Here is a 23866-nt window from a genome sequence, read left to right as displayed (position 1 = left end):
CCGTGACACGCCCGTCCGCCTCCCGCACGCCCCTGGTCGCGCTCGCCTGTGTGCGCGAGGACCTCGACGGGGTGGCGCACGCGGCGGTCCGCCAGGTGTACGTGTCGGCGCTGGAGGACGTGGCCGGCTGCGCGGTCGTCCTGGTGCAGGGGCCCGCCTCCTGGCTGCCGTCGGTCCTCGACCGGTTCGACGGCGTCGTGCTGGGAGGCCACGAGTCGAACGTGGCGCCCGAGCGGTACGGCGCCCCGCCCGCGCCAGGGCCGCGCGCCCCCGAACGGGACGAACTCGCCCTCTCCTTGGCGCCCTTGGCGATCGAGGCGGGGCTGCCCCTCCTCGGGATCTGCCGCGGCCTCCAGGAGCTGAACGTCGCGTACGGCGGCACCCTGCGGGACATCGGCGCCCTGCCGATCGGCGCGGCGCACCGCGAGGACCTGAGTCTGCCGCGGGACGGGCAGTACCTGCCGCTGCACGACATCGCGGTGACGCCGGGCGGACGGCTGCGCGAGATCACCGGGCAGGACACGGTGCGGGTCAATTCCCTTCACCAGCAGGCGATCGACCGGCTCGCGACCGGGCTGACCGTGGAGGCGGTGGCCGCCGACGGCGTCGTCGAGGCGGTGTCGGTGACGGACGCGTCGGCGTTCGCCCTCGCCGTGCAGTGGCACCCCGAGTGGTACGCCGCCTCCGACCCGGTCTCCAAGCCGCTGTTCACCGCCTTCGGGGCGGCCGCCGCCGCACACGCCCGGGGGCGCGGATGACGGACACCGCCCGCCCCCGGCAGGGCCGTCAGGCCGGCCGCGCGGAGCGTCTGGTGCTGTTCGGCGCGGACCGGCCGCTGCGCCTGGAGTGCGGCCGGACCCTCACCGACGTCCCGGTGGTCTTCGAACGGTTCGGGCCGCCCGACGCGAGCGGCGCCGACACCGTCTTCGTCTGCCACGCCCTGACCGGCGACGCGCACGTCACCCGGCACCGGCCGACGGACGCCCCGGGCTGGTGGGAGTCGATGGTGGGCCCCGGCAGGCCGATCGACACGGACCGGTTCCAGGTCGTCTGCGCCAATGTCCTCGGCGGCTGCTCGGGCACACTGGGCCCGGCGCCGGCCGACCGCGACGCCGTCGGGGAGCCGTTCCCGCAGGTCACCGTCGCCGACATGGTCGCCGTCCACCGGGAGTTGCTGCGCCGCCTCGGCATCGGGCGGCTGCACGCGGTCGTCGGCGGCTCCCTGGGCGGCATGCAGGCGCTGGAGTGGCTGCTGCGCCACCCGTACGACGCCCGGCGCTACGGCCTGATCGCCACCTCCGCTCAACTCACCACCGACAACCTCGCGTTCAACGCGATCGGACGCGCCGCCATCCGCAGCGACCCCCGCTTCCTCGACGGCGGCTACCGGCACGGCGAGGGCCCCGACGCGGGGCTGGGGATCGCCCGCATGATCGGCCACCTCACCTACATGTCGGGCGACTCCCTCCAGGCGAAGTTCGCCCGCGACCGCGCCACGCCGCCGCACCCCGCCCCCGGGGCGCCGGCCACCGCCGGAGTACCGGCGTGGGGCCCGTTCTCCGTGGAGCGCTATCTGGAGTACCAGGCCGAGAAGCTGGTCGCCCGCTTCGACGCGAACAGCTACCTCTGCCTCACCAGCGCCATGGACCTCTTCGACGCCTTCGCGACGCCGTACGAGCAGGTCGCCGAAGCGGCGCCGGACATACGGCTGTTCAGCTTCGCGTCGGACCGGCTGTACGGCGTCGAGCACAGCCGCCACATCGTGGACCGGCTCGCCAAGGCGGGCGCCCATGCCGCGCACTTCCACGAGGACACGTCCGGGGCGGGTCACGACGCCTTCCTGATGGAGGTGCCGGGATACCTTGACGCGGTGGCGCGTTGGCTCGCGGGACCACTGCCCGAGGAGACCCGTGCGGCCCCCGCCGCCTGCCCGTTCGAACTGTCCCCCCACCCTGGCCCAGGCCAGGGGCACCGAGCAGCCCAGGAGTCCCCATGACATCGACGCGTGACAGCCTCGGTGCCGAGAGAGCAGACGAATCCGGCGCGACGGCGGGCAAGGCCCCCGCAGCGTCGGGCGCGACGGCCGACCGGACGGCCACCGCGCCGGGGCGGCGCGGAGCCCGCGGCATCGGCGCGATCATCCAGCGGCCCCTGATCCCCGACCGCCCGGCCCGCAGGCTCCCGCAGCTGATCGTCGGGCTCGCCCTGTACGGGGTCAGCGACGCGCTGGTCATCCACTCGGGGCTCGGCGTCGAACCGTGGGACGCGCTGAGTCAGGGCCTGTCCCGCACGGTCGGTCTCGGCATCGGCATGTGGACCAACATCATCGGCGCCCTGGTGCTGCTGCTGTGGATCCCGCTGCGCAACAAGCCGGGGCTCGGCACCGTGTGCAACGTGCTGCTGGTCGGCACCGTCATGGACCTCTACCTGACGTGGGCGCCGGCGCCCGAGGCGCTGTGGCTGCGCTGGACGGTGCTGATCACGGGCGTCGTCCTCAACGGCGTCGCCACCGGCGCGTACATCGGCGCGGGCCTCGGTCCTGGCCCGCGCGACGGTCTGATGACGGGGTGGGCGGCGCGCGGACACTCCATCAGGGGTGTGCGCTGGCTCATCGAACTGACCGTTCTGGCCATCGGTTTCCTCCTCGGAGCCACCCTCGGCGTCGGCACGATCATCTACGCCGTCGCCATCGGTCCCCTCGCGCAACTCTTCATTCCGATGTTCGATCTGGAGCGGCGGACGGAGAAGAAGCGGGCGGCGCAGGAGGCCGGGACGGAGGCCGAGGCGGCCTGAGAGTCGTCACCGAGGGGGGAAGGGGCCGTCGTCCGGGGCCCCTTCCCCCCTCGGCCTTTCCCTCTCGGCCTTCCCCCCTCAGCGGGTCACCGCCTCGGCGCGTCGCGCACATCCCAGGCACCTCCGCATGCGGGTGCCTGGGATGTGCGCGGTTCAGTGGCGGGCCGACCTCGTCGTGAAGGTGTGGGTGCCCGACGCGACCTTGTACACGCGGTAGCCCTGCTCCTCGCGCAGCGGTGTGCCCGGTGCGCGGGTGACCGTGTCGCCGGCCGCCGTCGGCAGCCACACCTCGGCCGTCGTGTTCGGCGGGATCGAGCACGTCAGCTCGAAGCCGGTGGACTTCCGCCGCCAGTCGGTGGAGATCGGGCCGCGCACCGAGGTGAACGTCGCGCGGGCCGTGTCGAGGCCGCCGCCGGGGCGGGGGCGGACGGTGATCTCGCGGTAGCCGGGCGCCGCCGGTGAGATGCCCGCGATGTTCGCGTACATCCACTCCCCCACCGAGCCGTAGGCGTAGTGGTTGAAGGAGTTCATGCCCTTGTCCTGGAAGGTACCGTCGGGGCGCAGCGAGTCCCAGCGTTCCCACATCGTCGTCGAACCTCGGTCGATCTGGTAGCCCCAGCTGGGGAAGGTGCGCTGGGTGAGGAGCCGGTAGGCGACGTCGTTGTGGCCGGTGTCGGTGAGGACCGGCAGCAGCCGCGGGGTGCCGAGGAAGCCGGTGGACAGGTGGCCGTCGCGGGCGTCGATGAGGGCGACGAGGCGGTCGGCGGCCGCGGTGCGCAGGGCGTCGGGGACCAGGTCCATCGACAGGGCCAGCACGTAGGCCGTCTGGGTGTCCCCCTTGATCCTGCCGTCGGCGCCGACGTACGCGGTGCGGAACGCCGTGCGGACCCGGGCGAAGAGGTCGTCGTAGGGGGCGGGGTCCTCGTCGAGCACGCGGGCCGTGCGGGCGGCGAGGTCGGCGCTGTGCGCGAAGTACGCGGTGGCGATGACGTCCTTGGGGGTCTCGTCGGAGAGGTTCAGCCAGTCGCCGAACCCGTCGGCGGGGCGCAGCAGTCCGGTGCTGTGCTTCTCCAGGTAGCCGAGCCAGGCGCGGATCGAGGACCACGCGTCGGCGAGCACCTGCCGGTCCCCGTACGCCTGGTAGAGCGCCCAGGGGACGGTGACGCCCGCGTCGCCCCAGCCGGCCGCGCCGTCGCCGACGCCCGCGATGTCGGGTGCGACGTGAGTGAAGGACCCCTCGGCGGTCTGGGCGTCGCGCAGGTCGACCAGCCACTTGGTGAGGAAGCGGGCCGACTCCATGGTGTAGGCGGCGGTCGGCGCGAAGACGTTGATGTCGCCGGTCCAGCCGAGGCGTTCGTCGCGGGCCGGGGTGTCGGTGGGGATGGAGAGGAAGTTTCCGCGCTGGCCCCAGGTGATGTTGCCGTGCAGCTGGTCGATCATCGGGTCGCCGGTCTCGAAGGTGAGGGTGGCGGGCGCGTCGGTGTGCATGACGCGGCCGGTGATCGCCTTCGCGGTGGGGGTGCCGGGGAACCCGGTCACCTCGACGTAGCGGAACCCGTGGAAGGTGAAGCGCGGTTCGTAGGTCTCCTTGCCCTGTCCCTTGAGGGTGTAGGTGTCGGTGGCCTTCGCGGTGCGCAGGTTGTCGGTGTAGACGGTGCCGTCCGGGTCGAGGACCTCCGCGTGCCGCAGCCGCACGGTCGTGCCCGCGGCGCCTTGGACGGTGAGGCGGACCGAGCCGACCATGTTCTGGCCGAGGTCGAAGACGAAGACGCCGGGTTTCGGCTGGGTGACCGCGACCGGGGTCAGTTCGTCGGTCACCCGGACGGGTCCGTCGACCTGCGCGACGACGTGCCGCGGGACGGTGGCGTCGGCCGCGCGGCAGGGCAGCCAGGACCGGTCGGCGAAGCCGGGCGACGACCAGCCGGGGGTCTCCTTGCGGGCGTCGTACGTCTCGCCGTTGAGGAGGTCGGCGGTGACGACGGGTCCCGCCGAGGCCCGCCAGTCGGTGTCCGTGACGACCCGCTCGGTCCTGCCGTCGGCGTAGGTCACCTCCAACTGGGCGAGCAGGGAGGGGCTTTCGCCGTACTGGTGGGGGCCGAACATGCCGACGTTGCCGGCGTACCAGCCGGGTGCGAGGTACACGCCGAGGGCGTTGGCGCCGGTGCGCAGCAACTCCGTGACGTCATGGGTGCGGTACTGGACGCGGGTGTCGTAGTCCGTCCAGCCGGGGGCGAGTTGGTCGGTGCCGACCCGGACTCCGTTGAGGTGGGCCTCGTACAGGCCGAGTGCGGTGATGTAGAGGCGGGCGCGCTCCACCTTGACGCGGCGCAGCGGGAATTGGCGGCGCAGCCGGGTCACGGCGTAGGACGCCGGGGTGAGGGTGCCCCAGGGTCCCGCGCCCGAGGCCGCCACCTTCCTCGCGGGCTGCCACGCGGTGTCGTCGAAGTCCGCGGTGCGCCAGCCGGTGGCGGGTTCGCTGTCCGTGGTGCGCCACGCCGTGTCCGTGACGACGCGCGACGCGCCGGAGTCGGCCTCGATCTCCAGGGCGGCCAGCAGGCCCGCCGGGCTGGCGGTGGCGTTGGTGACGGCCACGGCGAGGACGTTGCGGCCGGGCTTCAGCCGGGACAGGACGTCGACCACGGCGGGTTGGCGCCAGCCCTCGTTGTCCGTGTCCAGGTCGGTACGGGCGACCTCGGTGCCGTTGACGGAGACGGCGTAGACGTTGTCGGCGGTGATCGCGAGGGCCGCGGCGGCCATGTTCTCGGGGAGGTCGACGGTGCGGCGGAACCAGCGGGTCGCGGCCGGTGCCTCGACCGCCGGGTCGCCCTCGGGGAACCAGATCCAGTCGGCGCCCTGGAAGGTGGGGGCGGCGGTGAGGGCGGCGGGGGGCGAGATCCAGCGGGCCGACCAGTCGTCCGCGCCGGTCAGGCCGGTCTCCCACCAGGAGGGTTCGCTCCAGTCCGAGGCGGTGCCGGCTGCGTCCCACACCCGGACCGACCAGAAGTAGCGTGTCCTGGCGCGGAGTTCGGGGCCCGCGTAGGGGACGAGGACGGAGTCGGCGGAGGCGATCCGGCCGCTGTCCCAGACGTCGGGGCGGGCAAGGCGCGCGGCGCTGGAGGCGACCTTGATCCGGTAGGCGCTCTGGCGGGCGCCGGATGCGGTGGAGGCCAGCGGCCAGCTCAGGCGGGGGCGGGCCGTGTCGAGGCCGAGCGGGTGCCGCACGTACTCGACGGTGGGGGCGGTGACGGTCAGCGGTTTCGGGCGGCCTGTCGGTCCCGGGGCGGGAGGAGCGGCGGGTGCGGCCTCGGCCGGGACGGCACTCGTGGCCGCGACCGCGACCGCCGCCGCCGTGCCCGCCAGGATCTCTCGTCGACTGATCACTACGCCACCTCGCACATATGGGGGGTGAATCGAACCGATCGACTTGAATCGATTCAATCAGTGTGGGCGTCGTCACCGTAGAGGCGGGCGCGAGAAGGGGTCAATGAGCGTGCGGCGACTTTCCTGACAGACCTTCGAGCGCGAAGGGGACGCACCACGGACGGCGCGTCTCCTTCGCGGGTGGGATTGAACGGTTTCAGATCACCGTGGGGTCAGGGGCCCCGGAGGGCGGGGCGGCGGCTCGGCGGCGTGCGGGGAGTCGAGGACGTGGGCCATCGGCAGGGGTCCGGAGGGCGGGCGGCGGCCACGCGGTCCTGGCACCCGGACGTCACAGGCACCGCGCGGGACCGGACGCCGCCGGGCGGTGGCTCGGCGGCGTGCGGGAAGTCGAGAACGCGGGCCATCGGCAGGGGTCCGGAGGGCGGGCGGCGGCCACTCGGCCCCGGCACCCGGACGTCACAGGCACCGCACGGGACCTGACGCCGCCGGGCGGCTGCTCGACGGCGTGCGGGAAGTCGAGAACGCGGGCCATCGGCAGGGGCCCCGGAGGGCGAGGCGGCCACTCAGCCCCGGCACCCGGACGTCACAGGCACCGCACGGGACCGGACGCCGGGTCGCGGTCGGGACGCCGGCCACCCGCGACGCCGCGCCCGCGCGCCGGTCGGGACGCCGGCCACCCGCGACGCCGCGCCCGCGCGCCGGTCGGGACGCCGGCCACCCGCGACGCCGCGCGCCGGTCGCGACGCCGCCCGTCCGTCACCGTCGGGCCACCGGCCGCCCGCCCCGATCAAGCCGCCGGCTGCTCCGCCCGGACGGTGGCGTCGGCCGGGGTCGGCTCGTCGGCCGCCTCGCGCGGGGCCGGGATGACGGCGGCGATGGCCGCGGAGACCAGCGCCACGACGCAGCCCACCACCAGCGCGGTGCGGAATCCGGTCTCGGAGGTGAAGGTGTGGGCGCCCGCGGTGGTGGTCATCTGGGCGAGCAGCACGCCGATCACGGCGGCGCCGACGGAGGTGCCGAGCGAGCGCATCAGCGTGTTGAAACCGTTGGCCGCGGCGGTCTCCGACTGCGGCACCGACCCCATGATGAGCGCCGGGATCGAGCCGTAGGCGAGGCCGACACCGCTGTTGACGACCATGACGGCCACCATGACGCCCACCGCGGACCCCATCAGCGCGAGGGACACCCCGTATCCGGCGGCGATCACCAACGCACCGCTGATCAAGGTGAACTTGGGGCCCTTGGCGTCGGTCAGCTTCCCGCCGAGGGGCGAGACGAGCATCATCATGAGGCCGCCCGGCGCCATCCACAGACCGGCCGCGAGCACCGACTGGCCCAGGCCGTAGCCGGTGGCGGCCGGGAACTGGAGCAGTTGCGGCAGCACCAGCATGCTGGCGTACATCGAGAAACTCGTGAAGACCGAGGCCACGTTGGTCAGCAGCACCCGGGGGCGGGCGGTGGCGCGCAGGTCGATCAGCGGGGAGCCGACGCGCAGCTCCCACCCGCCCCAGGCGCCCAGCAGCACGGCGGAGCCGGTGAAGAGCGCGAGCGTGGTGGCGGACGCCCAGCCCCAGTCGGCGCCCTTGGAGACGGCGAGCAGCAGCATGACCAGTCCGGCGCCGAGCCCGAGCGCGCCGGGGGCGTCGAAGCGCTGCCCCCGCGCGGTCGCCGGGACGGCCGGCACGACGGAGCGGATCAGGGCGGCGATCACGAGGGCCAGCACGGCCGAACCCCAGAACAGCACACGCCAGTTGGCGTACTGGGTGACGGCGGCGGCGATCGGCAGGCCGAGGCCGCCGCCGATCCCCATGGAGGCGCCGACCAGGGCGATGGAGGAGCTGAGCTTCTCCTTCGGGACGACGTCGCGCAGGAGGGCGATGCCGAGCGGCACCATGCCCATCCCCATGCCCTGGAGCCCGCGTCCGACGATCATCGGGACCACGGACGACGACAGCGCGCAGATCACCGAGCCGGCGAACAGCGGCACCGTGCAGGCGAGCATCATCCGGCGCTTGCCGAGCATGTCGCCGAGGCGTCCGGTGACCGGGACGCAGACGGCGGAGGCGAGCAGCGTGACGGTCACCACCCAGGCGGCGTTCGACGGGGCGGTGTGCAGGATGTCGGACAGCCTCGGCAGCAGGGGCGTGACCAAGGTCTGCATGATGGCGGCGGTGGTGCCGGCGAGTGCCAGCACCGCGACCACGCGACTCGCGCGGGACGCGTCTGCGGAGGCGTTCAAGAGGGGCTCATCTCAGTCGGGCGGGGCAGGGGCGCGGACCGGCCACACGGCCGTCGTTGCGTGAGGCAACTTTAATTCAGTTGATTGACTTAATCTACCGCGGGGGTTTGACTGGGGGCGTCGTCACGTCCCGCGACCGGAGGAGACACGACATGCCGGACGAACGCACGCCCCTGCCCTATCCCTTACAGGGCGCCTCCGCGCTGCGGCCCCCCGCCGAGTGGCCGGAGCTGCGGGAGAAGTGCCCGGTCGCCCGGGTGACCCTGCCCAGCGGCGACGAGGCCGCCCTGCTGACCCGGTACGAGGACGTCCGGATGGCGCTGTCCGACCCGCGCTTCAGCCGGGAGGGCCTGGCCAGGCCCGACGCGGCGCGGGCCGCGGCCGGCGGCTCCGAGGACGTGTTCAACAGCCCCATGGCGAAGACCCTCAACGCGGTCGGCCACGAACGCTGGCGCCGGATGATCGGCAAGTGGTTCACCGCGAAGCGGATGATGGCGCTGCGCCCCGACATGGAGGCGATGGCCGACCGGCTCGTCGACCGGATGGTCGCGGACGGAGCACCGGCCGACCTGGTCACCGGGCTCGCCTTCCCGCTCCCCGTCTACGTGATCTGCCGCATGCTCGGGGTCCCTGAGGACGACCGCGACCGGTTCAAGGCGTGGTCGGACATCTTCCTCAACACCACCCGCTACACCCGCGAGGAGACGGCCGCCGCCCACCGCGACTTCGCCGCCTACATGTCGCGACTGGTCGACGGCAAGCGCGCCGACCCCGGCGACGACCTCATCAGCCTGCTGCTCGGCGGCCCCGGCAACTCCGATAACTCCGATAACCCTGACAACGGTGCCGGGACCGACGAGCCGCTCTCCGAGGACGCCCTGGTCGCCACCGGGCAGGCCCTGCTGCTCGCCGGGCACGAGACCACGGCCGGCTACATCGGCCTGACGGTCGCCCATCTGCTCTCCGACCGGCGGCGCTGGGAACGGCTGTCGGCCGACCCCCGGCTGGTGCGGCAGGCCGTCGAGGAGGCGCTGCGGTTCGACCCGAACGGCAGCAACTTCGGCATGATGCGCTACACCGAGGAGGACACCGACCTCCCGGGCGGCCGGATGGCCGCGGGCACCACCGTGGTGTGCAGCCTCGCCGCCGCCAACCGGGACGCGAGCACCTGGCAGGACGCCGAGGAGATGGACATCGGCCGCAGCCCCAACCCCCACCTCGCCTTCGGCGCCGGGCCGCACTCCTGCCTCGGCCAGCCCCTGGCCCGCACCGAGATCCAGGCCGCGCTCACCGTCCTGCTGCGCCGGCTGCCCACGCTCGACCTCGCCGTCGGCACCGACGCGCTGCGCAGCCAGAGCGGACTGCTCACCGCGCCGCTGCGGGAACTGCCGGTGACCTGGTGACCGCCGTCGCCCCCGCGGGCCGCACCGGGACCGGCTGACCCGATGACCGCCGCCGCCCCCGCGGGCCACCTCGAACTCGACACCCGGGTCGCGCTGATGGCGGCCGCGGAACGCCTCTTCGCCGAGCACGGTCTCGGCGCCGTCTCCAACCGGCAGATCGCGGAGGCCGCGGGGCAGCGCAACGTCACCGCCGTCAGCTACCACTTCGGCGGCAGGACCGGCCTGTTGCGGGCCATCATGACCGACCACGGTGAGCGCGTGGACCTGATCCGCGGGCGCCATGTCCGCGCGGTCGGCGCCAGCGACGCGGTCAGGGACTGGGTCGGTTGCCTGGTCAGGCCGGTGCCCGAGCATCTCGCGGAACTCGGCAGCCCGTCGTGGAACGCCCGCTTCTCCGTCCAGGTGATGGCCGATCCCGCGCTGCGCTCGCTGGTCACCGAAGAGGCCCTGGCCAGACCCTGGTTGAGCAAGGTGCTCGACGGACTGCACCGCTGCCTCGCCGAACTTCCCGCCGAGGTACGGCTGGTGCGCGGGGAGATGGGCCGGCATCTGATCACGCAGATCTGCGCGGAGCGGGAACGCGCCCTGGCCCAGGGCGATCCAGTGCGCCACGGCGGCTGGGACCGCACGGCGGACGCCCTCACGGACGCGATCGTCGGCCTGCTCACCGCCCCGGTCACCACCCGCAACTGACGGTCAGTCACGTCAGATCACCGCCGACTGGCAATCACCTGACCCACCCCGGGACACCACGTCCCCCACCCCCACCTCCACCCCGGAGCAGAGGAGACACCCCCATGAAGGTCACCGTCGACGAAGAGAAGTGCTGCGGCGCCGGACAGTGCGTGATGATCGCGCCCGAGGTCTTCGACCAGCGGGACGACGACGGCATCGTCATCCTGCTCGACGCCGAACCCCCCGCCGACCAGCACCAGGCGGTCCAGGAGTCGGCCGACGTGTGCCCGGCCGCCGCCATCCGCATCGGCGCGCGGGCCTGACCGCAGCGCCGACCACCGGTCCACCAGCCCCTCCCCCCACCTGAAGGACGAACATGACCCCCTCGCCCGCGCTCGACACCGAAGCCGCCGAGGCTCCCGCGTTCCCCGACCCGCGCTCCGCGGTCTGCCCCTTCGACCCCTCTCCCGAGCTGCGCGACCTGGCCAGGCTCGGGCCCGTCTCCCGGGTGAGGTCCTGGGGCGAGAGCACCCCGTGGGTGGTCACCAGCCACGCCGAGCAGAAGACCCTGCTCTCCGACCCGCGGCTCAGCGCGCAGTTCACCCACCCCAACTACCCCTCCCCCGTGGACCCCCGGCACGCCGGCGGGGTCAGGCCCGACATGAGCTTCGTCGCGATGGACGACCCCGACCACGCCCGGCTGCGCCGGATGGTCAGCGGGGTCTTCACCGTCAAGCGCATCGAGGCGATGCGGCCGGTGGTCCAGCGGATCGTGGACGACTTCCTCGACCGGATGCTGGCAGGACCGAACCCCGCCGACCTCGTCAAGTCGTTCGCGCTGCCGATCCCCTCGCTCGTCATCTCGGAACTCCTCGGAGTCCCGTACGAGGACCATGAGTTCTTCCAGGTCAACAGCAAGACGATCGTCTCGACGGTCGCCGACGCCGGGCAGCGGCAGGAGGCGTACACGCAGCTCTCCGCGTATCTGGACGACCTGGTCGGCAAGAAGATCGGCGCACCGGCGGACGACCTGCTCTCCAAACTCGCCGAGCGGGTCGGCACCGGTGAGCTGACGCGCGGTCAGGCCGCCGCCATGGGCGTGCTGTTGCTGCTCGGCGGGCACGAGACCACCGCCAACATGATCACGCTGGGGACGCTACTGCTCCTGGAGCACCCCGAGCAGCTCGCCGTCGTCCGGGACACCGACGACCCGGCGGTGGTCGCCGGTGCCGTCGAGGAGCTGCTGCGCTACCTCTCGATCGTCCACCTCGGCCGCCGCAGGACCGCCGTCGAGGACATCGAGATCGCCGGGAAGACCATCCGCGCGGGCGACGGCGTCATCCTGCTCGGCGAACTCGCCAACCGCGACCCCGAGGTCTTCCCCTCCCCCGACACCTTCGACATCACCCGCGACGCCCGCCACCACCAGGCGTTCGGCGCGGGCACCCACCACTGCGTGGGCCAGCCGCTGGCCCGGATGGAACTCCAGGTCATCTACCCGACTCTGTTCCGCCGCATCCCGACGCTGCGGGCGGCGACCGGCACCGACCGGATCCCGTTCAAGTACGACGCCGTCATCTACGGCGTCCACGAGTTGCCCGTCACCTGGTAGACCGGCCCGCCCGGCCCTGCCGGACCACCCACCGGGGCACCTCGCGCACCTGCGCGAGGTGCCCCGCTCTCGTGCTCCCCGACCGCTGCGATGCGTGCGGCGCCTGCGGTGCGTGACCGGATTTCCACCGACGGTGGCGCAACACAGCTTTAACCGAGCGGCAACGACCGTCACACATGGCCCGGTGAAGGTCACTGGCAACTGTTTACAGTTCTTCTTGAGCTGCTGAAACGCCATTAGGAGCGCCTTGTGAGACTACTCAAGACCCGCATGGCGGCGGCCTGTCTCACCGTCACCATGACGGCCGGGCTGTCGGCGTGTGCGGGCTCCGGCACGACGGCCACCACCGGCACCGCCGAGGTCACCCCGCCCGGGAACCTGGTCGCGTCCGGCACGCTGACCTACGGCACCGCCGCCACCTTCCCGCCCTTCGAGTCCAAGTCGTCGGGCGGCGATCTCGAAGGCTTCGACATCGACATGATCGACTCGCTCGCCTCGTCGATGGGCCTCAGGACGAAAGCGCTCGACACCGACTTCGACGGGCTGATCCCGGCGCTGGCCGGACGGCGCACCGACGTCGTCAACTCCGCGATGTACATCACCGACAAGCGCGCCGCTCAGGTGGACTTCGTGCCCTATCTGGTCATCGGCGAGACGCTGCTGACCCCGCGCGGCAACCCGAAGAAGATCAGCCGGGTCCCCGAGGATCTGGCGGGACGGACCGTCGCGGTCACCCGCGGGGCCATCGGCGAGACCTACATGGAGGACTACAACAAGGAGCTGAAGCGGAAGGGCCTCGCGTCCATGAAGATCATGTCGCTGCCGAGCAACCAGGACGCGATGCTGGCGGTCAGGTCGGGGCGCGCGGACGCCTTCGACACCTCCACGCCCGGCGCGGCGACCACGCTCGCCCAGAGCGACGACTACACCGTGGCGGCGACCTTCAAGAACGACACGAAGATCGGCATCGCGGTCCGCAAGGGCGACACCGCGATGGCGAAGGCGCTGCGCGAGGCCCTCGACCTGTTCGTGCGCTCCGGGGAGTACGCGAAGCTGCTCAAGAAGTACCGACTGCCCGCCGAGACCGACTACTTCGGCGCCGCGTCCACCGCGTCACCGTCGGCGGCCGGCTCCGCGAGCGCATCGGCGGGTTCGTGAATGGGCGGCTTCCTCGACAAGGTCGTCTCCTCCGACTTCCTCTCCGCGACGCTGCTGACCTTCGAACTCACCGTGCTGTCCATGCTGATCGGGGTGGCGGGCGGCGTGCTGCTCGCCCTCGCCAAGGGCGGCCCGCGCCCGCTGGGTTGGCTGGTGGACGGGTACGTCTGGCTCTTTCGCGGCACCCCGGTGCTGCTCCAGCTGATCTTCGTGTTCAACGTCCTGCCGCTGTGGGGCCTCAACCTCTCGCCGTTCACCTGCGCGGTGGTCGCCCTGAGTCTCAACGAGATCGCCTACATGGCCGAGATCGTGCGCGGCGGCCTGCTGGGCGTCGACCGCGGGCAGCGCACGGCGGCCCACATGCTGGGCCTGTCCGAGGTGAAGATCCTGCGCTGGGTGGTGCTGCCGCAGGCGGCCCGGCTGGTCCTGCCGCCCACCGGCAACCAGTTCATCGGCATGCTGAAGACCTCGGCGCTCGCCTCGGTGGTGAGCGTGCAGGACCTGATGCTCACGGCGCAGCGGCAGGCCGCCGCCGACTTCGACTACGTCGGCGCGCTCTGCGCGGCCGCCGTCCACTACCTGGTGCTGACGAGCCTGCTCACCTTCGTCCTGCGGCGGATCGAGCGGCGCCTCGACGTCACCCGGCGGGCTGCGGCGCGACGCGGACGGCAGCCCGCCGTCCCGCATCCGGGCACGGCCGCTCTCGACCCGACAGCCCGCTGACCTCTCCTTCCGGCACCACCAGGTCACCGTCGGCCCGCCACCTCCCCTGTCCGAGCACGGACGTGGGTACGGCCGACCGCGAGCACAGCACGAGCACGAGCACGACAGGACAGTGACATGAACCGTGCCCCCCGTGGAACCCCGGCCCCAGCCGCTACCCCCTCCCGCCCCTCCCGCCCCTCGGGCCCCTCAGGCCCCTTTGATCCCGCCGCCCCGGCCACGACCGCCCGACCCGGTACGGTCCTGCTCGGCCAGGGCTTGACCCGCGCCTACCACGACCGCAGCGTGCTCCACCAGGTGGACCTGACGGTCCCGCACGGCCAGACCGTGGCGATCCTGGGCCCCTCGGGCGCGGGCAAGTCGACGCTGCTGCGCTGCCTCGCCGGTCTCGAACCCCTCCAGGAGGGCACGGTCGCCTTCCAGGGCGCGCTGCTCTCCAAGGCGGGCTCGGCGCCCCGCCCGGCGGGCGGCCGGATCGGCATGGTCTTCCAGCAGTTCAACCTCTTCCCGCATCTGACGGCCGCTCAGAACGTGTCGCTGGCACCGCGCAAGGCCCGCGGGGTGCGCACCGCGCAGGCCGACGCCCGCGCCAGGGATCTGCTGGCCAGGGTCGGCCTCGCCGAGCATGTCGACCACTATCCCTACGAGTTGTCCGGCGGACAGCAGCAGCGGGTGGCCATCGCCCGCGCGCTCGCCATGGACCCGGAGCTGATGCTGTTCGACGAGCCGACCTCGGCCCTCGACCCGGAGTTCACCCGCGAAGTCCTCGCGGTGATGCGGGACCTGGCGGACAGCGGGATGACCATCGTGGTCGTCACCCACGAGATGGACTTCGCCCGGCGCGGCGCGGACCGCGTGGTGTTCATGGCGGACGGCCGGATCGTGGAGGACGGCCCGGCGGAGGATGTCCTCACCGCGCCGGCCAAGGAACGCACCCGGCGCTTCCTCGACCAGATACTCAGCGAGTGAGGACATGACGACCATCACCCCCGGCGGGACCGGACCCAAGAGCCCGGCACCGGCAGTCGCCCCCGCCCCGTGGAACCTGCGCAAGACGGACTGGGCCTACCAGCAGTTGCGCGAGTGGATCCTCAGCGGCAGGCTCGCCCCGGGCGAGCGGCTGAGCCAGGAGCGTCTCGCCGGTGAACTGGGCATCAGCCGCGGCCCGTTGCGTGACGCGCTGTCCCGGCTCGCCACCGAGCACCTGGTGGTGGACCGGCCGCACCAGAAGTGGATCGTCGCCGAGGTGTCGGTCGCCGACGCCCGTGACGTCTACAACGGCCGCGCCGCCCTGGAGGGCATGCTCGCCGCTGCCGCCGCCCAGGCCGCCGCCCCTGAGCGGGCCGCCCGCTGCGCCGACCTCGACGAACTGCTGGCCCGCCAGGACGAGGCGGCGCGCGGAGGCGACCTGACGCTCCTTCGCCTGCTCGACCGCCGCTTCCACGACACCGTCTACGGGCTCGCCGCCATGCCGGCGTCCCTCGGCGCGCTGGATCAGCTGCGCGCCCGCAGCGACCGCTACATCGCGCTGTACCTGGCGGACACCTGCCACGCGCAGACCTCCGTCGAGGAGCACACCCGCATCCTCGACGCCCTCAAGGACGGCGACGCCCCCCGGTCGTCGCTGCTCACCCGCGACCACGTGCTCGGCGGTCTGACCGCCCTGGCCGGCGGCATCGGCCGCCGTCAGCCCGCCGGAGCCGCCACCCCCGAACCCGACAGCCCCCAGGCACCGCCCCACCACGACACGTGAGGAACCACCCACCGTGCAGCACCTCCCCCAGGCCCTCCAGCGCCTGTCCATGCCCGAACTCACCGGCCAGATAGGCCAGTCGCTGCGGGACGCCGAACGCGAGCTGGAGAACGCGCCAGGACCCGCCCGGCCGCTGGACGCCACCTACGCCGACACCCACCGCTTCCCGCCGCCCGCCTGGGCGCTGCCCACCTTCGCCGAGGCGGCCTCGGGGCAGGGCATGACCTACACGCCCTACCGGGGTGACCGCGGGGTGCGCGGGGCCGTCGCCGAGAACGTGTCCACCGTCCTCGGCGTCCCGGCCACCGGGCCGGCCGACGTGATCCTCACCCCCGGCACCCAGGGCGCCCTGTTCACGGCGCTGGCCGCGATCCTCTCCCCCGGCGACCTGGTGCTGCTGCCCGACCCGGACTACCTGTCGACCGAGCGGATGCTGCGCTACTTCGGCGCCGAGGTCCGCCGGATCCCGATGGTCTGGCCGCACGAGGGCGCGGCGGGCCGGGGCGCGCGCCCCACCCTCGACCTGGAGGAACTGGAGCGGGCCGCCGCCCTGAAGCCCCGGCTGATGGTCTTCTCCCACCCGAACAACCCGACCGGCGCCGTCTACGACGAGGCGACGGTCGAGGCGATAGCGGACGCCGCGCGCCGCCACGACTTCCAGGTCATCGCCGACGAGCTGTACTGCCGACTCGTCTACGACGGCGAGGAGTTCTTCCACCTGGCCGCCCGCGAGGGCATGGCGGAGCGGACGGTGACGCTGCTCGGCCCGTCCAAGACGGAGTCGCTGTCCGGCTACCGGCTCGGGGTCGCCGTCGCGCCCACCGCGCTGGTCGACGCGATGGAGGACGTCCAGTCCTGCACCGCGCTGCGGGCACCCTCCTACGCCCAGCACCTGCTCGCCCGGTGGATCGCCGACGACCAGGACTTCCTGAAGGAGCGGCTGGTGGAGTACCAGGCGCTGCGGGACACGACCGTGCGGAAGCTGAACGCGTCGTCGGTGATGCGGGTCAACGCCAGTTACGGCACCGCCTACCTCTTCCCCGAGGTGCTGACGGGCGCATCCGACCAGGCGGTGGCGCTGGCGCTGAAGGAGCACGCCGGGGTGATCGTCAACCCGGGGTACCAGTTCGGCGCGGCCGGCACCGGCCGGATGCGGCTGTGCTTCGCGCAGGACGAGGCCGTCTGGGACGCCGCGCTCGACCGCGTCCTGGACGTCGTGTCGTCGGTGAAGCCGGCATGAGCGGCGGCGGGCGCGCGGCCACGTGGGCCGAGCCGCCGGTGAGCCCGGCACAGGTGCCTGACCCGAGGGCGGGCGCGGTGCGGGAGGCATCGTACGGGGTGGTCGCGCTGCCGCTGCGGCGACGGCTGACCCACACGTCCGTCGACACCGGTGAACTCGAGCAGGTCGTGCTGCGGCTGGTGCTGGCCGACGGCCAGGAGGGCTGGGCCGAGACCCGCGGCAACGGCGCCTACGCCACCCACCACACCACCCGCTCCATCGTCGCCGCGCTGGCCGCGCTGCCCGCCGTCACCCGTCCCGCCTGGCGGGACCCGGCCGCGCTCGCCGCGTCGGTGGCGCGGCACTGCCCGCCGGCCGCGATGCTCCTCGACGTCGCGTACCGCGACGCCGCCGCCCGCGCCCGTGGGGTCACGCTGGCGTCCGCGCTGCGCGCCGGGTCCGGGGTGCCCGACCGGGTGGACGGGCCGCTGCCGACGCATGCCGCGATCCCGTTCGGCACCCCCGGGGAAGCCGCCGAACTGACCGCGCTGGCCGCCGGTTCGGGGTTTCGCCGGGTCAAGATCCGGGTCGGCGGCGACCCCCTCCAGGACTCCGCCAGGATCGCCGCCGCGCGCACCGCGGCCGACCGGACGGCGGGCCCCGGCGCGGTCGTGCTGGCCGCCGACGCCAACGGCGGCTGGGACCAGGAGACCGCGCTGGCCGCCACACCCTGGCTCGCCAGGTACGGCGTCGCCTGGCTCGAACAGCCCACCGCGCCCGGCGACCTGACGGCGATGGCCCGGGTGCGCGCCGAGTCCCCCGTACCGGTCTGGGCCGACGAGGACGTGCGCGACGCGGCCGACGTACGGAAGGTCGCCGACCTCGGCGCGGCGGACGGGGTCCATCTCAAGCTGGAGAAGGCCGGTACGGTCGCCGCGCTCGCCGAGGCCGTCGCGGTGGCGCGCGGGCGCGGACTCGACGTCGCGCTGGGGCAGATGGACTGCGGACGCCTCGGCTGCGCGACCACCGCCCACCTCGCCGCCGGACTCGGCCTGGCCGTCGCCGAGTTGTGGGGCTGCGCCAACGTCGACCGGGATCTGGCCGCCGGACTCGACCTGCGCGAGGGCGCGGTGTCGCTGCCCGCGGCGCCTGGGCTCGGCGTGGAGGTGCTCCTCGATCCCGCCCTGCTGACCCCGGTCGGCCGCCCCGGCTCCCCGGAGTCGGTGTCCGTCCCGCTGCCCTGACCCGTACCGAACCCGCGGGCGGCGGCCCGCCCGCCGAGGCCGCCGCCCGCCCCGCACGACGCAAGGACCCGACCCGATGACCTCTTCCCCCTCCGACGTCCTCACCCTGCTCACCGCGCTCGTCGCGCGGGACTCCACCACCCCCACCGGCGAGGAGGAGAGCACCGCCGCCCTGCTCGCCGCGCACCTCGCGGCCGGCGGTTTCACGACCAGCACCGAACGGCTCGCCCCCGGCCGCGTCAACCTCACCGCGCGCCGGGTCCTCGGAGACGGCGGGCCTGTGCTGATGCTCAACTCGCATCTGGACGTGGTGCCCGCAGGCGGCGGCTGGAGCAGTCCGCCGTTCGAACCGGCCGTGCGCGACGGGCGTCTGTACGGGCGCGGCTCCGCCGACGCGAAGGGCCCGCTGGCCGCGATGGCGTGCGCGGCCGTCGAGGTGGCCCGCGCCGTCGACGCCGGGCTGCTCGACCTGCACGGCGAGCTGGTCTTCTCCGGGGTGTCGCAGGAGGAGGGCGACTCGATGGGCGCCCGCCGACTGGTGGCGGACCTCGAAGGCCGGGGCCTGCTGCCCGACGCGGTGATCGTCGGTGAGCCGACCGGGATGCGGCTGCTGACCGCGCACAAGGGCTCGGTGCGCCCGGTCGTCGAAGTCACCGGTGTCTCCGCGCACGCCGCCACCCCGCACGCCGGGGTCAACGCCATCACCGGGGCCGCCGCCCTGATCGCGCTGTTCGAGGAGTACGCGGCCTCCCTCGCGGGCCCGGGGCACCCGCTGCTCGGCCCGCCGACCTGCACGCCGGTCCTGGTCAGCGGCGGCGAGGCGCCCAACGCCGTGCCGGAGCGGTGCCGGGTCACCCTCGACCGGCGGCTGCTGCCGGGTGAGACGCAGGAGTCGGTGCTCGCGGAGGTGGACGCGGTGCTCGCGGTGTTCAACGCCGGCGGGCACGGCGCGCGGGCGGCCGTCGCGGAGTGCGCGCCCAGCACCGGCGGCCCCTCGGAGACGCCGTCCGACCACCCGTTCGTCGCGCTGTGCCGGCGGGCGCTGGCGGCCGAGGGCGCGGACGACAGCCTCGGCGGGCTCACCGTCAACTGCGACATGACGCACTTCCGTGCGGCCGGGGTGCCCGCGCTGGTCTGCGGGCCCGGCCGGCTCGACGTGATGCACGCCGTCGACGAGCACATCGTCGTCGCCGAACTGGAGGAGTCCGTCGGCCTGTTCCGCGCGATCCTCACCGAGGCGCTCTCCGGACGGGGACCGGCATGGGCCTGACCGTCGCCCTCGGCCAGGCGCGTTCGGTCCCCGGCGACCTCGCGGCCAACCTCGCCACCGCCGTGCGCCTGGTGCGCGAGGCGGCCGGGGCGGGCGCCCGGCTGCTGGCCCTGCCCGAGCTGTTCAGCTGCGGCTACGACCCGGCGGCCGTCGCGGCGGCGGGCCGGGAGCTGACCCTGGCCGCGCCGGCCCCCGGCACCGCCCCCGCCGAGGACAGCCCGCTGGCCCCGCTGGCACGGGCGGCGGCCGAGAGCGGGGTGTGGGTGGTGCTGGGCGCGGTGCTCGCCGGGCCGCGGGACGGGGACGCTCCCGCCCGACGGCCCGTCAACGCGGTGCTCGTCGTCGATCCCGCAGGCGTGGTGGCCGGGCAGTACGCCAAGGTCCATCTCTGGGGGCCCGAGCGCGATGTCTTCGCGGCCGGTGGGGAGTTGGTCGCCGTTCAGGCCGACGGGGTGCGGGTCGGACTCGGGGTCTGCTACGACGCCGGGTTCCCGGAGTTCACCCGGGCCCACCGGCGGGCCGGCGCGCACGCGGTGCTGTACTGCTCGGCGTTCGCCGAGGGCGACACCGAGCACCGGTACGGCGTCTACCATCCGGCGCGCGCCGTGGAGAACGGCGTCTACACCCTCGTCTGCAACGCCGTCGGCGACCTCGCGGGCGAGCGGTACTTCGGCCGCAGCGGCGCCTGGCACCCCGACGGCCGTCCCCTCGCCGCCCTCGGCGCCGAGGAAGGCGTCCTGGTCGTGACCCTCGAACCGGACGAACCCACCCGGGTGCAAGCCGAGTTGCCCTATCTCGCGGAGCTGCGCCGCGACCTGCTCGGGGACGTTCCCGCGCCCCCGCCCCTCACCCTGCTGCGGCGCTCCGCAGCACCCGCCACCCCCGTCAACCGTCCGACAGGAGCCCCTCATGCCGCCCGTCTTCCCCGCCGCTGAGTACGACCGCAGGCTGGCCGCGCTGCGTGCCACGCTGAAGTCCGAGAAGCTGGACGCGGTCGTCGTCCACACGCCCGAGAACGTCTGCTACCTGTCCGGGCACGCCACGCCCGGCTACTACACCTACCAGTGTCTGATCGTCACCGCCGACGGCGAGGCCGCCGTGCTGTCCCGGCAGACCGAGACCGTCAACGCCCGCGAGACCACCCACCTGGACCGCGTCGAGGGGTTCGCGGACAGCGCCGATCCGCTGCGCGCCACCGCCGGGCTGCTGGCCAGGCTCGCCCCGGGCGCCACCGCCGTCGGCCTGGAGACCCGTTCGTGGTTCCTGCCGCCTGAGTCGTACGAGCGGCTGAGCGGTCTGCTGACGGCGGGCGGGGCGCGGGTGCGGTCCATCGACGGCGCGCTGGCCGCCGCCCGGCTGATCAAGTCGCCCGCGGAGATCGAGCAGATCAGGGCGGCGGCCCGGAGCACCGACGCGGGGATGCTGGCCGCCGCCGAGGCCGCGGTGCCCGGCGCGAGCGAACGGGCCGTGGCCGCCGCCGCGTTCCAGGGCATGATCGCCTCCGGTTCGGAGTACTTCGGCATGGAGCCGTTCGTCGCGTCGGGTCCCCGGGCCGGCACCATTCACGCGAGCTGGTCGGACCGGGTGATCGGCGCCGACGAGCCGGTGCTGCTGGAGATGTCGGCCACCGTGGGCCGCTACAACGCGCCGCTGATGCACACGGTGTGGAGCGGCGCGCTGAGCGGTGAGGCCGCCGAGATGGCCGTCGCCTGCGCCGCCGCCCGGGACGCGGCGCTGGCCCATGTCAGGCCGGGCGGCTCCCCCGCCGAGGCGCACGCGGCGTGCAAGGCGGCCATCTCGGACGCCGGGCTCGCCCACACCTACCGCAAGCGCAGCGGCTACTCGGTGGGCATCGCGTTCGCGCCCGACTGGGGCGAGGGGCATCTGCTCTCCCTGGGCGAGACGGAGGAGAAGCGGTTCGCGGCGAACATGGTGGTGCACGTGGTGCCGACGCTGCGGATCGCGGGCACGGCGGGGATCGGCCTGTCGGCGACCGTCCTGATCACCGACGACGGCCATGAGGTCCTGACGTCCTGCCCGGTGGGGCCGCAGCGGTGAGCGCCGCCGACGACGCGCCGGTGCCGCGGGGCGACTACGCCAGTGCCCGGGTCGCGGCGGGGCTCGTGCACACGGCGGGCATGACCCCGCGCGCGGGCGGCGCCATGGCGGCGACCGGTGCACTCGGGGTGGACCTGGAGGTGGCCGAGGCCAGGCCGCTGGCGGCGCTGGCCGCCCGGCGCGCGGTGGAGGCGGGGCGGCGGGCGGCCGAGGAGGCGGGGCTGCGGCTGGCGTCCGCCGTGTCGATGACGGTGTACGTGGCGGCCACGGCGGACTTCACGGACCACAGCCGGGTCGCCGACGGCGCCAGTGAGGCGGTGCGCGAGCTGCTGGGCGGACCGGCTCCGGTCCGGGCCGCGGTGGGCGTCACCGGCCTGCCGTCCGGCGCTCCGGTGGAGGTCTCCCTGGTCCTCGCGACGACCGGCTCCGGGTGACGGCGGATACGGTGGCCGCGCACGTCGGGGCGGGTCGGTGGAGAGGAAGAGGCACGTGAGCGAGGGAGAACGGCGGCCGACAGCGCGGGAGGGTGCCGCGGTTGCGGGCAGGGCCGTCATACCCGTGGTCCTGTCCGGTTTCGGGCGGGTCGGCCGGGCCTACGCCGACCGGCTCGCCCAGGCCAGCCGCGAGGGGTCGGGGCTGCGGCTGGCGGCCGTCCGGACCGGCTCGGGCGAGTGGCTGGCGCCGTCGGGCACCGACGCGCCACCGCCGTCACCGCCGTTCACGGGACCGCCGGCCGGCCTCGCCGCGACCCTGGCGCTGACCCGGGCGGCGGTGCTGGTGCAGGCGCTGCCCTCCACGCCCCGGGCGCGTGCGACGGCGACCGCTGAGGCGGTCACCGCGCTGCGGTCAGGCGTCCATGTGGTGACCGCGGCCAAGGCCCATCTGCTCAGCGGCTGGCGGGAGTTGGAGGAGGCCGCGCGGGAGGGCGGCGCGCTGATCCGGCTCTCGGCGGCGACCGGGGCCGCGCTGCCCGCGGGCGACCTGGCCCGCTCCGGGGTCCGCGGGCTCGGCTGCCGCTCGGTGCGGGCCTGCCCGAACGGCACCTCCACGTTCGTCCTCGACGTGATGGCGCGGGGCGGGACGCTGGCCGAGGCGCTGGCGGAGGCGCGGCGTCTGGGCATCGCGGAGGGCGATCCGTCGGCCGATCTGTCCGGCCGGGACGCGGCCACCAAGGTCGTGCTGCTGGCCGCCCTGCTGTGGGGCTGGGACGCGGCGGCCGTGCGGTGGCGCACCGAGCCGATCGAGGAGTCCACGGCGGTGGCGGCGTGCGCGGCGGCCGGCCGGGGGCGGCGGCTGCGCGCGGTGGCGTCGGCCGCGGCCGGCGTTCCGCACGAGGTGCGGGTCCGTCTGGAGGAGACTCCGGCGGGCGATCCGATGCACGCGCTCGCGGGTCCGGAGAAGGCCGTCGTCTACGGGTGTCCCGAGGCCGGTGACATCACGGTGAGCGGGGGCCGCTCCAGCCCGCTGGGCGCCGCGCTCGCCCTGTTCAAGGACACCCTCGAGGTCGCGGAGCGGCGACGGTACGGGTTCGGGTAGCGGGGCGGGGCGCGGCCCCCCGGGGGCGCTGCGCCCCTGCTGCGGGGGCTGCTGATCGCCGCGACGGCGATGCGCGGGCTGGTCGCCCTCTGCGATCTGTACTCCGTGTACACGGGGGCCAGGATCTGCACGATGATCGAGGGCGACCGGGGCTTCTCCTTCACCCTCGTCGACGCGTTCGACGCCGCGTACACCCGTTACGGGACGGCCGCGACGCTCCCGTTGGTCGCCCACCTGCCGTGCGCGGTCGTCTTCGTGTCCTGGTTCCACCAGCTGCGCGCCAGATCGGCCTGACGGCCCCCGACCGGTTCGGTGACGGCCCCGGCTGGGCCATCGGCTCCTGGCTGATTCCCGTCGGCGCGCTCTGGCTGCCGTACCGCGTCGCCCTGGAGATGTGGAGCGCCGCCACCCCGGCCTCCGCCGACGGCGGGGTCGGCCGCGCCCGGAGATGGCCGGTGCACCTGTGGTGGGCGCTGTTCGTCGCGAGCGTGTTCCTCGACCGGTTCGCCGCCCTGCGGCTCGACGCCGCCGACGACCGCCACGAGGTCCGCGGCGCCCTGGGACAGCTGCTGGCCGCCGACGTCCTCGACCTGGTGGCCGCCGCCGCGGCGGTGTACTTCGCGACCCGGCTGACGGCCCGGTACGGACGCGTCGCCCGGCAGGCGCCGGTGCCCCACCCGCCGGTGCCGGGCGCCCTACCCCAGCCGTAGCGCACGCCGCCCGCGGCAACCGCCCCGCGGTGACGGCCGGGTGCACGCACGGTCAAGGCCGGGCAGCCGGCAGACCGCCTCCCGGCAACTTT

22 protein-coding genes are annotated in these 23866 nt (G+C 74.1%); 20 read left to right on the top strand and 2 right to left on the bottom strand.

Annotation, left to right across the window (positions count from 1 at the left end):
- The first annotated feature begins 2 nt into the window (after positions 1-2).
- From DDJ31_RS37500 to DDJ31_RS37490, 3 genes are read left to right on the top strand one after another with little or no spacing between them, the layout of a single operon-like run.
- The gene (locus tag DDJ31_RS37500) at positions 3-758 is read left to right on the top strand and encodes a gamma-glutamyl-gamma-aminobutyrate hydrolase family protein (RefSeq protein ID WP_240677935.1); all 756 of its coding nucleotides are present in this window, start codon (positions 3-5) and stop codon (positions 756-758) included.
- Entirely contained in the window at positions 755-1996 is a 1242-nt protein-coding gene (metX, locus tag DDJ31_RS37495) for a homoserine O-acetyltransferase MetX (protein ID WP_127175974.1), read from the top strand. Before DDJ31_RS37500 ends, metX begins: the two co-directional genes overlap by 4 nt.
- Positions 1993-2793, top strand: coding sequence for a YczE/YyaS/YitT family protein (locus DDJ31_RS37490; RefSeq protein WP_206280606.1), 801 nt, complete (start codon positions 1993-1995; stop codon positions 2791-2793). The genes metX and DDJ31_RS37490 overlap by 4 nt, the downstream gene beginning before the upstream one ends.
- Before the next feature lie 153 nt (positions 2794-2946).
- On the opposite strand, the gene DDJ31_RS37485 is transcribed toward DDJ31_RS37490, so the two are convergent.
- Both DDJ31_RS37485 and DDJ31_RS37480 read right to left on the bottom strand, forming a co-directional pair.
- A complete protein-coding gene (locus DDJ31_RS37485; protein WP_127175975.1) occupies positions 2947-6174 on the bottom strand; it encodes an alpha-L-rhamnosidase in 3228 nt (1075 codons plus the stop codon).
- 787 nt (positions 6175-6961) lie between these two features.
- Positions 6962-8413, bottom strand: coding sequence for an MFS transporter (locus tag DDJ31_RS37480; RefSeq protein WP_276319289.1), 1452 nt, complete (start codon positions 8411-8413; stop codon positions 6962-6964).
- 152 nt (positions 8414-8565) lie between these two features.
- Here DDJ31_RS37480 and DDJ31_RS37475 point away from each other — a divergent pair, with 152 nt between their 5' ends.
- The 17 genes from DDJ31_RS37475 (at position 8566) to DDJ31_RS37395 (ending at position 23774) form a co-directional block, all read left to right on the top strand.
- The gene (locus DDJ31_RS37475) at positions 8566-9816 is read left to right on the top strand and encodes a cytochrome P450 (RefSeq protein ID WP_127175976.1); all 1251 of its coding nucleotides are present in this window, start codon (positions 8566-8568) and stop codon (positions 9814-9816) included.
- Positions 9817-9858: 42 nt separating this feature from the next.
- Positions 9859-10509, top strand: a complete 651-nt coding sequence (locus DDJ31_RS37470) for a TetR/AcrR family transcriptional regulator (RefSeq protein WP_127175977.1) — start codon at positions 9859-9861, stop codon at positions 10507-10509.
- Positions 10510-10613: 104 nt separating this feature from the next.
- On the top strand, positions 10614-10814 hold the full coding sequence (locus DDJ31_RS37465) for a ferredoxin (protein ID WP_127175978.1): 201 nt from the start codon (positions 10614-10616) through the stop codon (positions 10812-10814).
- A gap of 53 nt (positions 10815-10867) precedes the next feature.
- The gene (locus tag DDJ31_RS37460) at positions 10868-12103 is read left to right on the top strand and encodes a cytochrome P450 (RefSeq protein ID WP_127175979.1); all 1236 of its coding nucleotides are present in this window, start codon (positions 10868-10870) and stop codon (positions 12101-12103) included.
- A gap of 249 nt (positions 12104-12352) precedes the next feature.
- A complete protein-coding gene (locus tag DDJ31_RS37455; protein WP_127175980.1) occupies positions 12353-13261 on the top strand; it encodes an ABC transporter substrate-binding protein in 909 nt (302 codons plus the stop codon).
- A complete protein-coding gene (locus tag DDJ31_RS37450; protein WP_127175981.1) occupies positions 13262-13984 on the top strand; it encodes an amino acid ABC transporter permease in 723 nt (240 codons plus the stop codon).
- A 258-nt stretch (positions 13985-14242) separates the two neighbouring features.
- Positions 14243-14953 carry an amino acid ABC transporter ATP-binding protein gene (locus tag DDJ31_RS37445; protein WP_346656260.1) on the top strand — a complete coding sequence of 237 codons (711 nt, stop codon included), beginning with the start codon at positions 14243-14245 and terminating at the stop codon, positions 14951-14953.
- Between the two features lie 4 nt (positions 14954-14957).
- A complete protein-coding gene (locus DDJ31_RS37440) occupies positions 14958-15737 on the top strand; it encodes a GntR family transcriptional regulator (protein WP_127175983.1) in 780 nt (259 codons plus the stop codon).
- Between the two features lie 13 nt (positions 15738-15750).
- Positions 15751-16977: a pyridoxal phosphate-dependent aminotransferase gene (locus DDJ31_RS37435; protein WP_127175984.1), complete on the top strand. Its 1227-nt coding sequence runs from the start codon at positions 15751-15753 to the stop codon at positions 16975-16977.
- Between the two features lie 77 nt (positions 16978-17054).
- On the top strand, positions 17055-18200 hold the full coding sequence (locus DDJ31_RS37430) for a mandelate racemase/muconate lactonizing enzyme family protein (protein WP_240677936.1): 1146 nt from the start codon (positions 17055-17057) through the stop codon (positions 18198-18200).
- A gap of 76 nt (positions 18201-18276) precedes the next feature.
- Entirely contained in the window at positions 18277-19470 is a 1194-nt protein-coding gene (locus DDJ31_RS37425) for a M20 family metallopeptidase (protein ID WP_127175986.1), read from the top strand.
- A complete protein-coding gene (locus DDJ31_RS37420; protein WP_127175987.1) occupies positions 19461-20405 on the top strand; it encodes a carbon-nitrogen hydrolase family protein in 945 nt (314 codons plus the stop codon). The genes DDJ31_RS37425 and DDJ31_RS37420 overlap by 10 nt, the downstream gene beginning before the upstream one ends.
- The gene (locus DDJ31_RS37415) at positions 20380-21528 is read left to right on the top strand and encodes a M24 family metallopeptidase (RefSeq protein WP_127175988.1); all 1149 of its coding nucleotides are present in this window, start codon (positions 20380-20382) and stop codon (positions 21526-21528) included. Before DDJ31_RS37420 ends, DDJ31_RS37415 begins: the two co-directional genes overlap by 26 nt.
- A complete protein-coding gene (locus DDJ31_RS37410; RefSeq protein ID WP_127175989.1) occupies positions 21525-21962 on the top strand; it encodes a RidA family protein in 438 nt (145 codons plus the stop codon). The genes DDJ31_RS37415 and DDJ31_RS37410 overlap by 4 nt, the downstream gene beginning before the upstream one ends.
- 55 nt (positions 21963-22017) lie before the next feature.
- Positions 22018-23064: a homoserine dehydrogenase gene (locus DDJ31_RS39775; protein WP_127175990.1), complete on the top strand. Its 1047-nt coding sequence runs from the start codon at positions 22018-22020 to the stop codon at positions 23062-23064.
- A gap of 69 nt (positions 23065-23133) precedes the next feature.
- Positions 23134-23358: a hypothetical protein gene (locus tag DDJ31_RS37400; RefSeq protein WP_164784811.1), complete on the top strand. Its 225-nt coding sequence runs from the start codon at positions 23134-23136 to the stop codon at positions 23356-23358.
- Complete coding sequence (locus tag DDJ31_RS37395) at positions 23304-23774, top strand: DUF4328 domain-containing protein (RefSeq protein WP_164784812.1); 471 nt, start codon at positions 23304-23306, stop codon at positions 23772-23774. The genes DDJ31_RS37400 and DDJ31_RS37395 overlap by 55 nt, the downstream gene beginning before the upstream one ends.
- The last annotated feature ends 92 nt before the right edge of the window (positions 23775-23866 follow it).

The sequence above is a fragment of the Streptomyces griseoviridis genome (assembly GCF_005222485.1).
GTDB lineage: Bacteria > Actinomycetota > Actinomycetes > Streptomycetales > Streptomycetaceae > Streptomyces > Streptomyces hintoniae.
This window is presented reverse-complemented; position numbering and strand designations above follow the sequence as displayed.

What these genes read in the sequence shown, in the direction of transcription:
- metX (WP_127175974.1), top strand. Translation starts at nt 755, where the DNA reads ATGACGGACACCGCCCGCCCCCGGCAGGGCCGTCAGGCCGGCCGCGCG.
- DDJ31_RS37450 (WP_127175981.1), top strand. Translation starts at nt 13,262, where the DNA reads ATGGGCGGCTTCCTCGACAAGGTCGTCTCCTCCGACTTCCTCTCCGCG.
- DDJ31_RS37400 (WP_164784811.1), top strand. Translation starts at nt 23,134, where the DNA reads ATGCGCGGGCTGGTCGCCCTCTGCGATCTGTACTCCGTGTACACGGGG.
- DDJ31_RS37420 (WP_127175987.1), top strand. Translation starts at nt 19,461, where the DNA reads ATGGGCCTGACCGTCGCCCTCGGCCAGGCGCGTTCGGTCCCCGGCGAC.
- DDJ31_RS37465 (WP_127175978.1), top strand. Translation starts at nt 10,614, where the DNA reads ATGAAGGTCACCGTCGACGAAGAGAAGTGCTGCGGCGCCGGACAGTGC.
- DDJ31_RS37415 (WP_127175988.1), top strand. Translation starts at nt 20,380, where the DNA reads ATGCCGCCCGTCTTCCCCGCCGCTGAGTACGACCGCAGGCTGGCCGCG.
- DDJ31_RS37440 (WP_127175983.1), top strand. Translation starts at nt 14,958, where the DNA reads ATGACGACCATCACCCCCGGCGGGACCGGACCCAAGAGCCCGGCACCG.
- DDJ31_RS37425 (WP_127175986.1), top strand. Translation starts at nt 18,277, where the DNA reads ATGACCTCTTCCCCCTCCGACGTCCTCACCCTGCTCACCGCGCTCGTC.
- DDJ31_RS37490 (WP_206280606.1), top strand. Translation starts at nt 1,993, where the DNA reads ATGACATCGACGCGTGACAGCCTCGGTGCCGAGAGAGCAGACGAATCC.
- DDJ31_RS37460 (WP_127175979.1), top strand. Translation starts at nt 10,868, where the DNA reads ATGACCCCCTCGCCCGCGCTCGACACCGAAGCCGCCGAGGCTCCCGCG.
- DDJ31_RS37470 (WP_127175977.1), top strand. Translation starts at nt 9,859, where the DNA reads ATGACCGCCGCCGCCCCCGCGGGCCACCTCGAACTCGACACCCGGGTC.
- DDJ31_RS37475 (WP_127175976.1), top strand. Translation starts at nt 8,566, where the DNA reads ATGCCGGACGAACGCACGCCCCTGCCCTATCCCTTACAGGGCGCCTCC.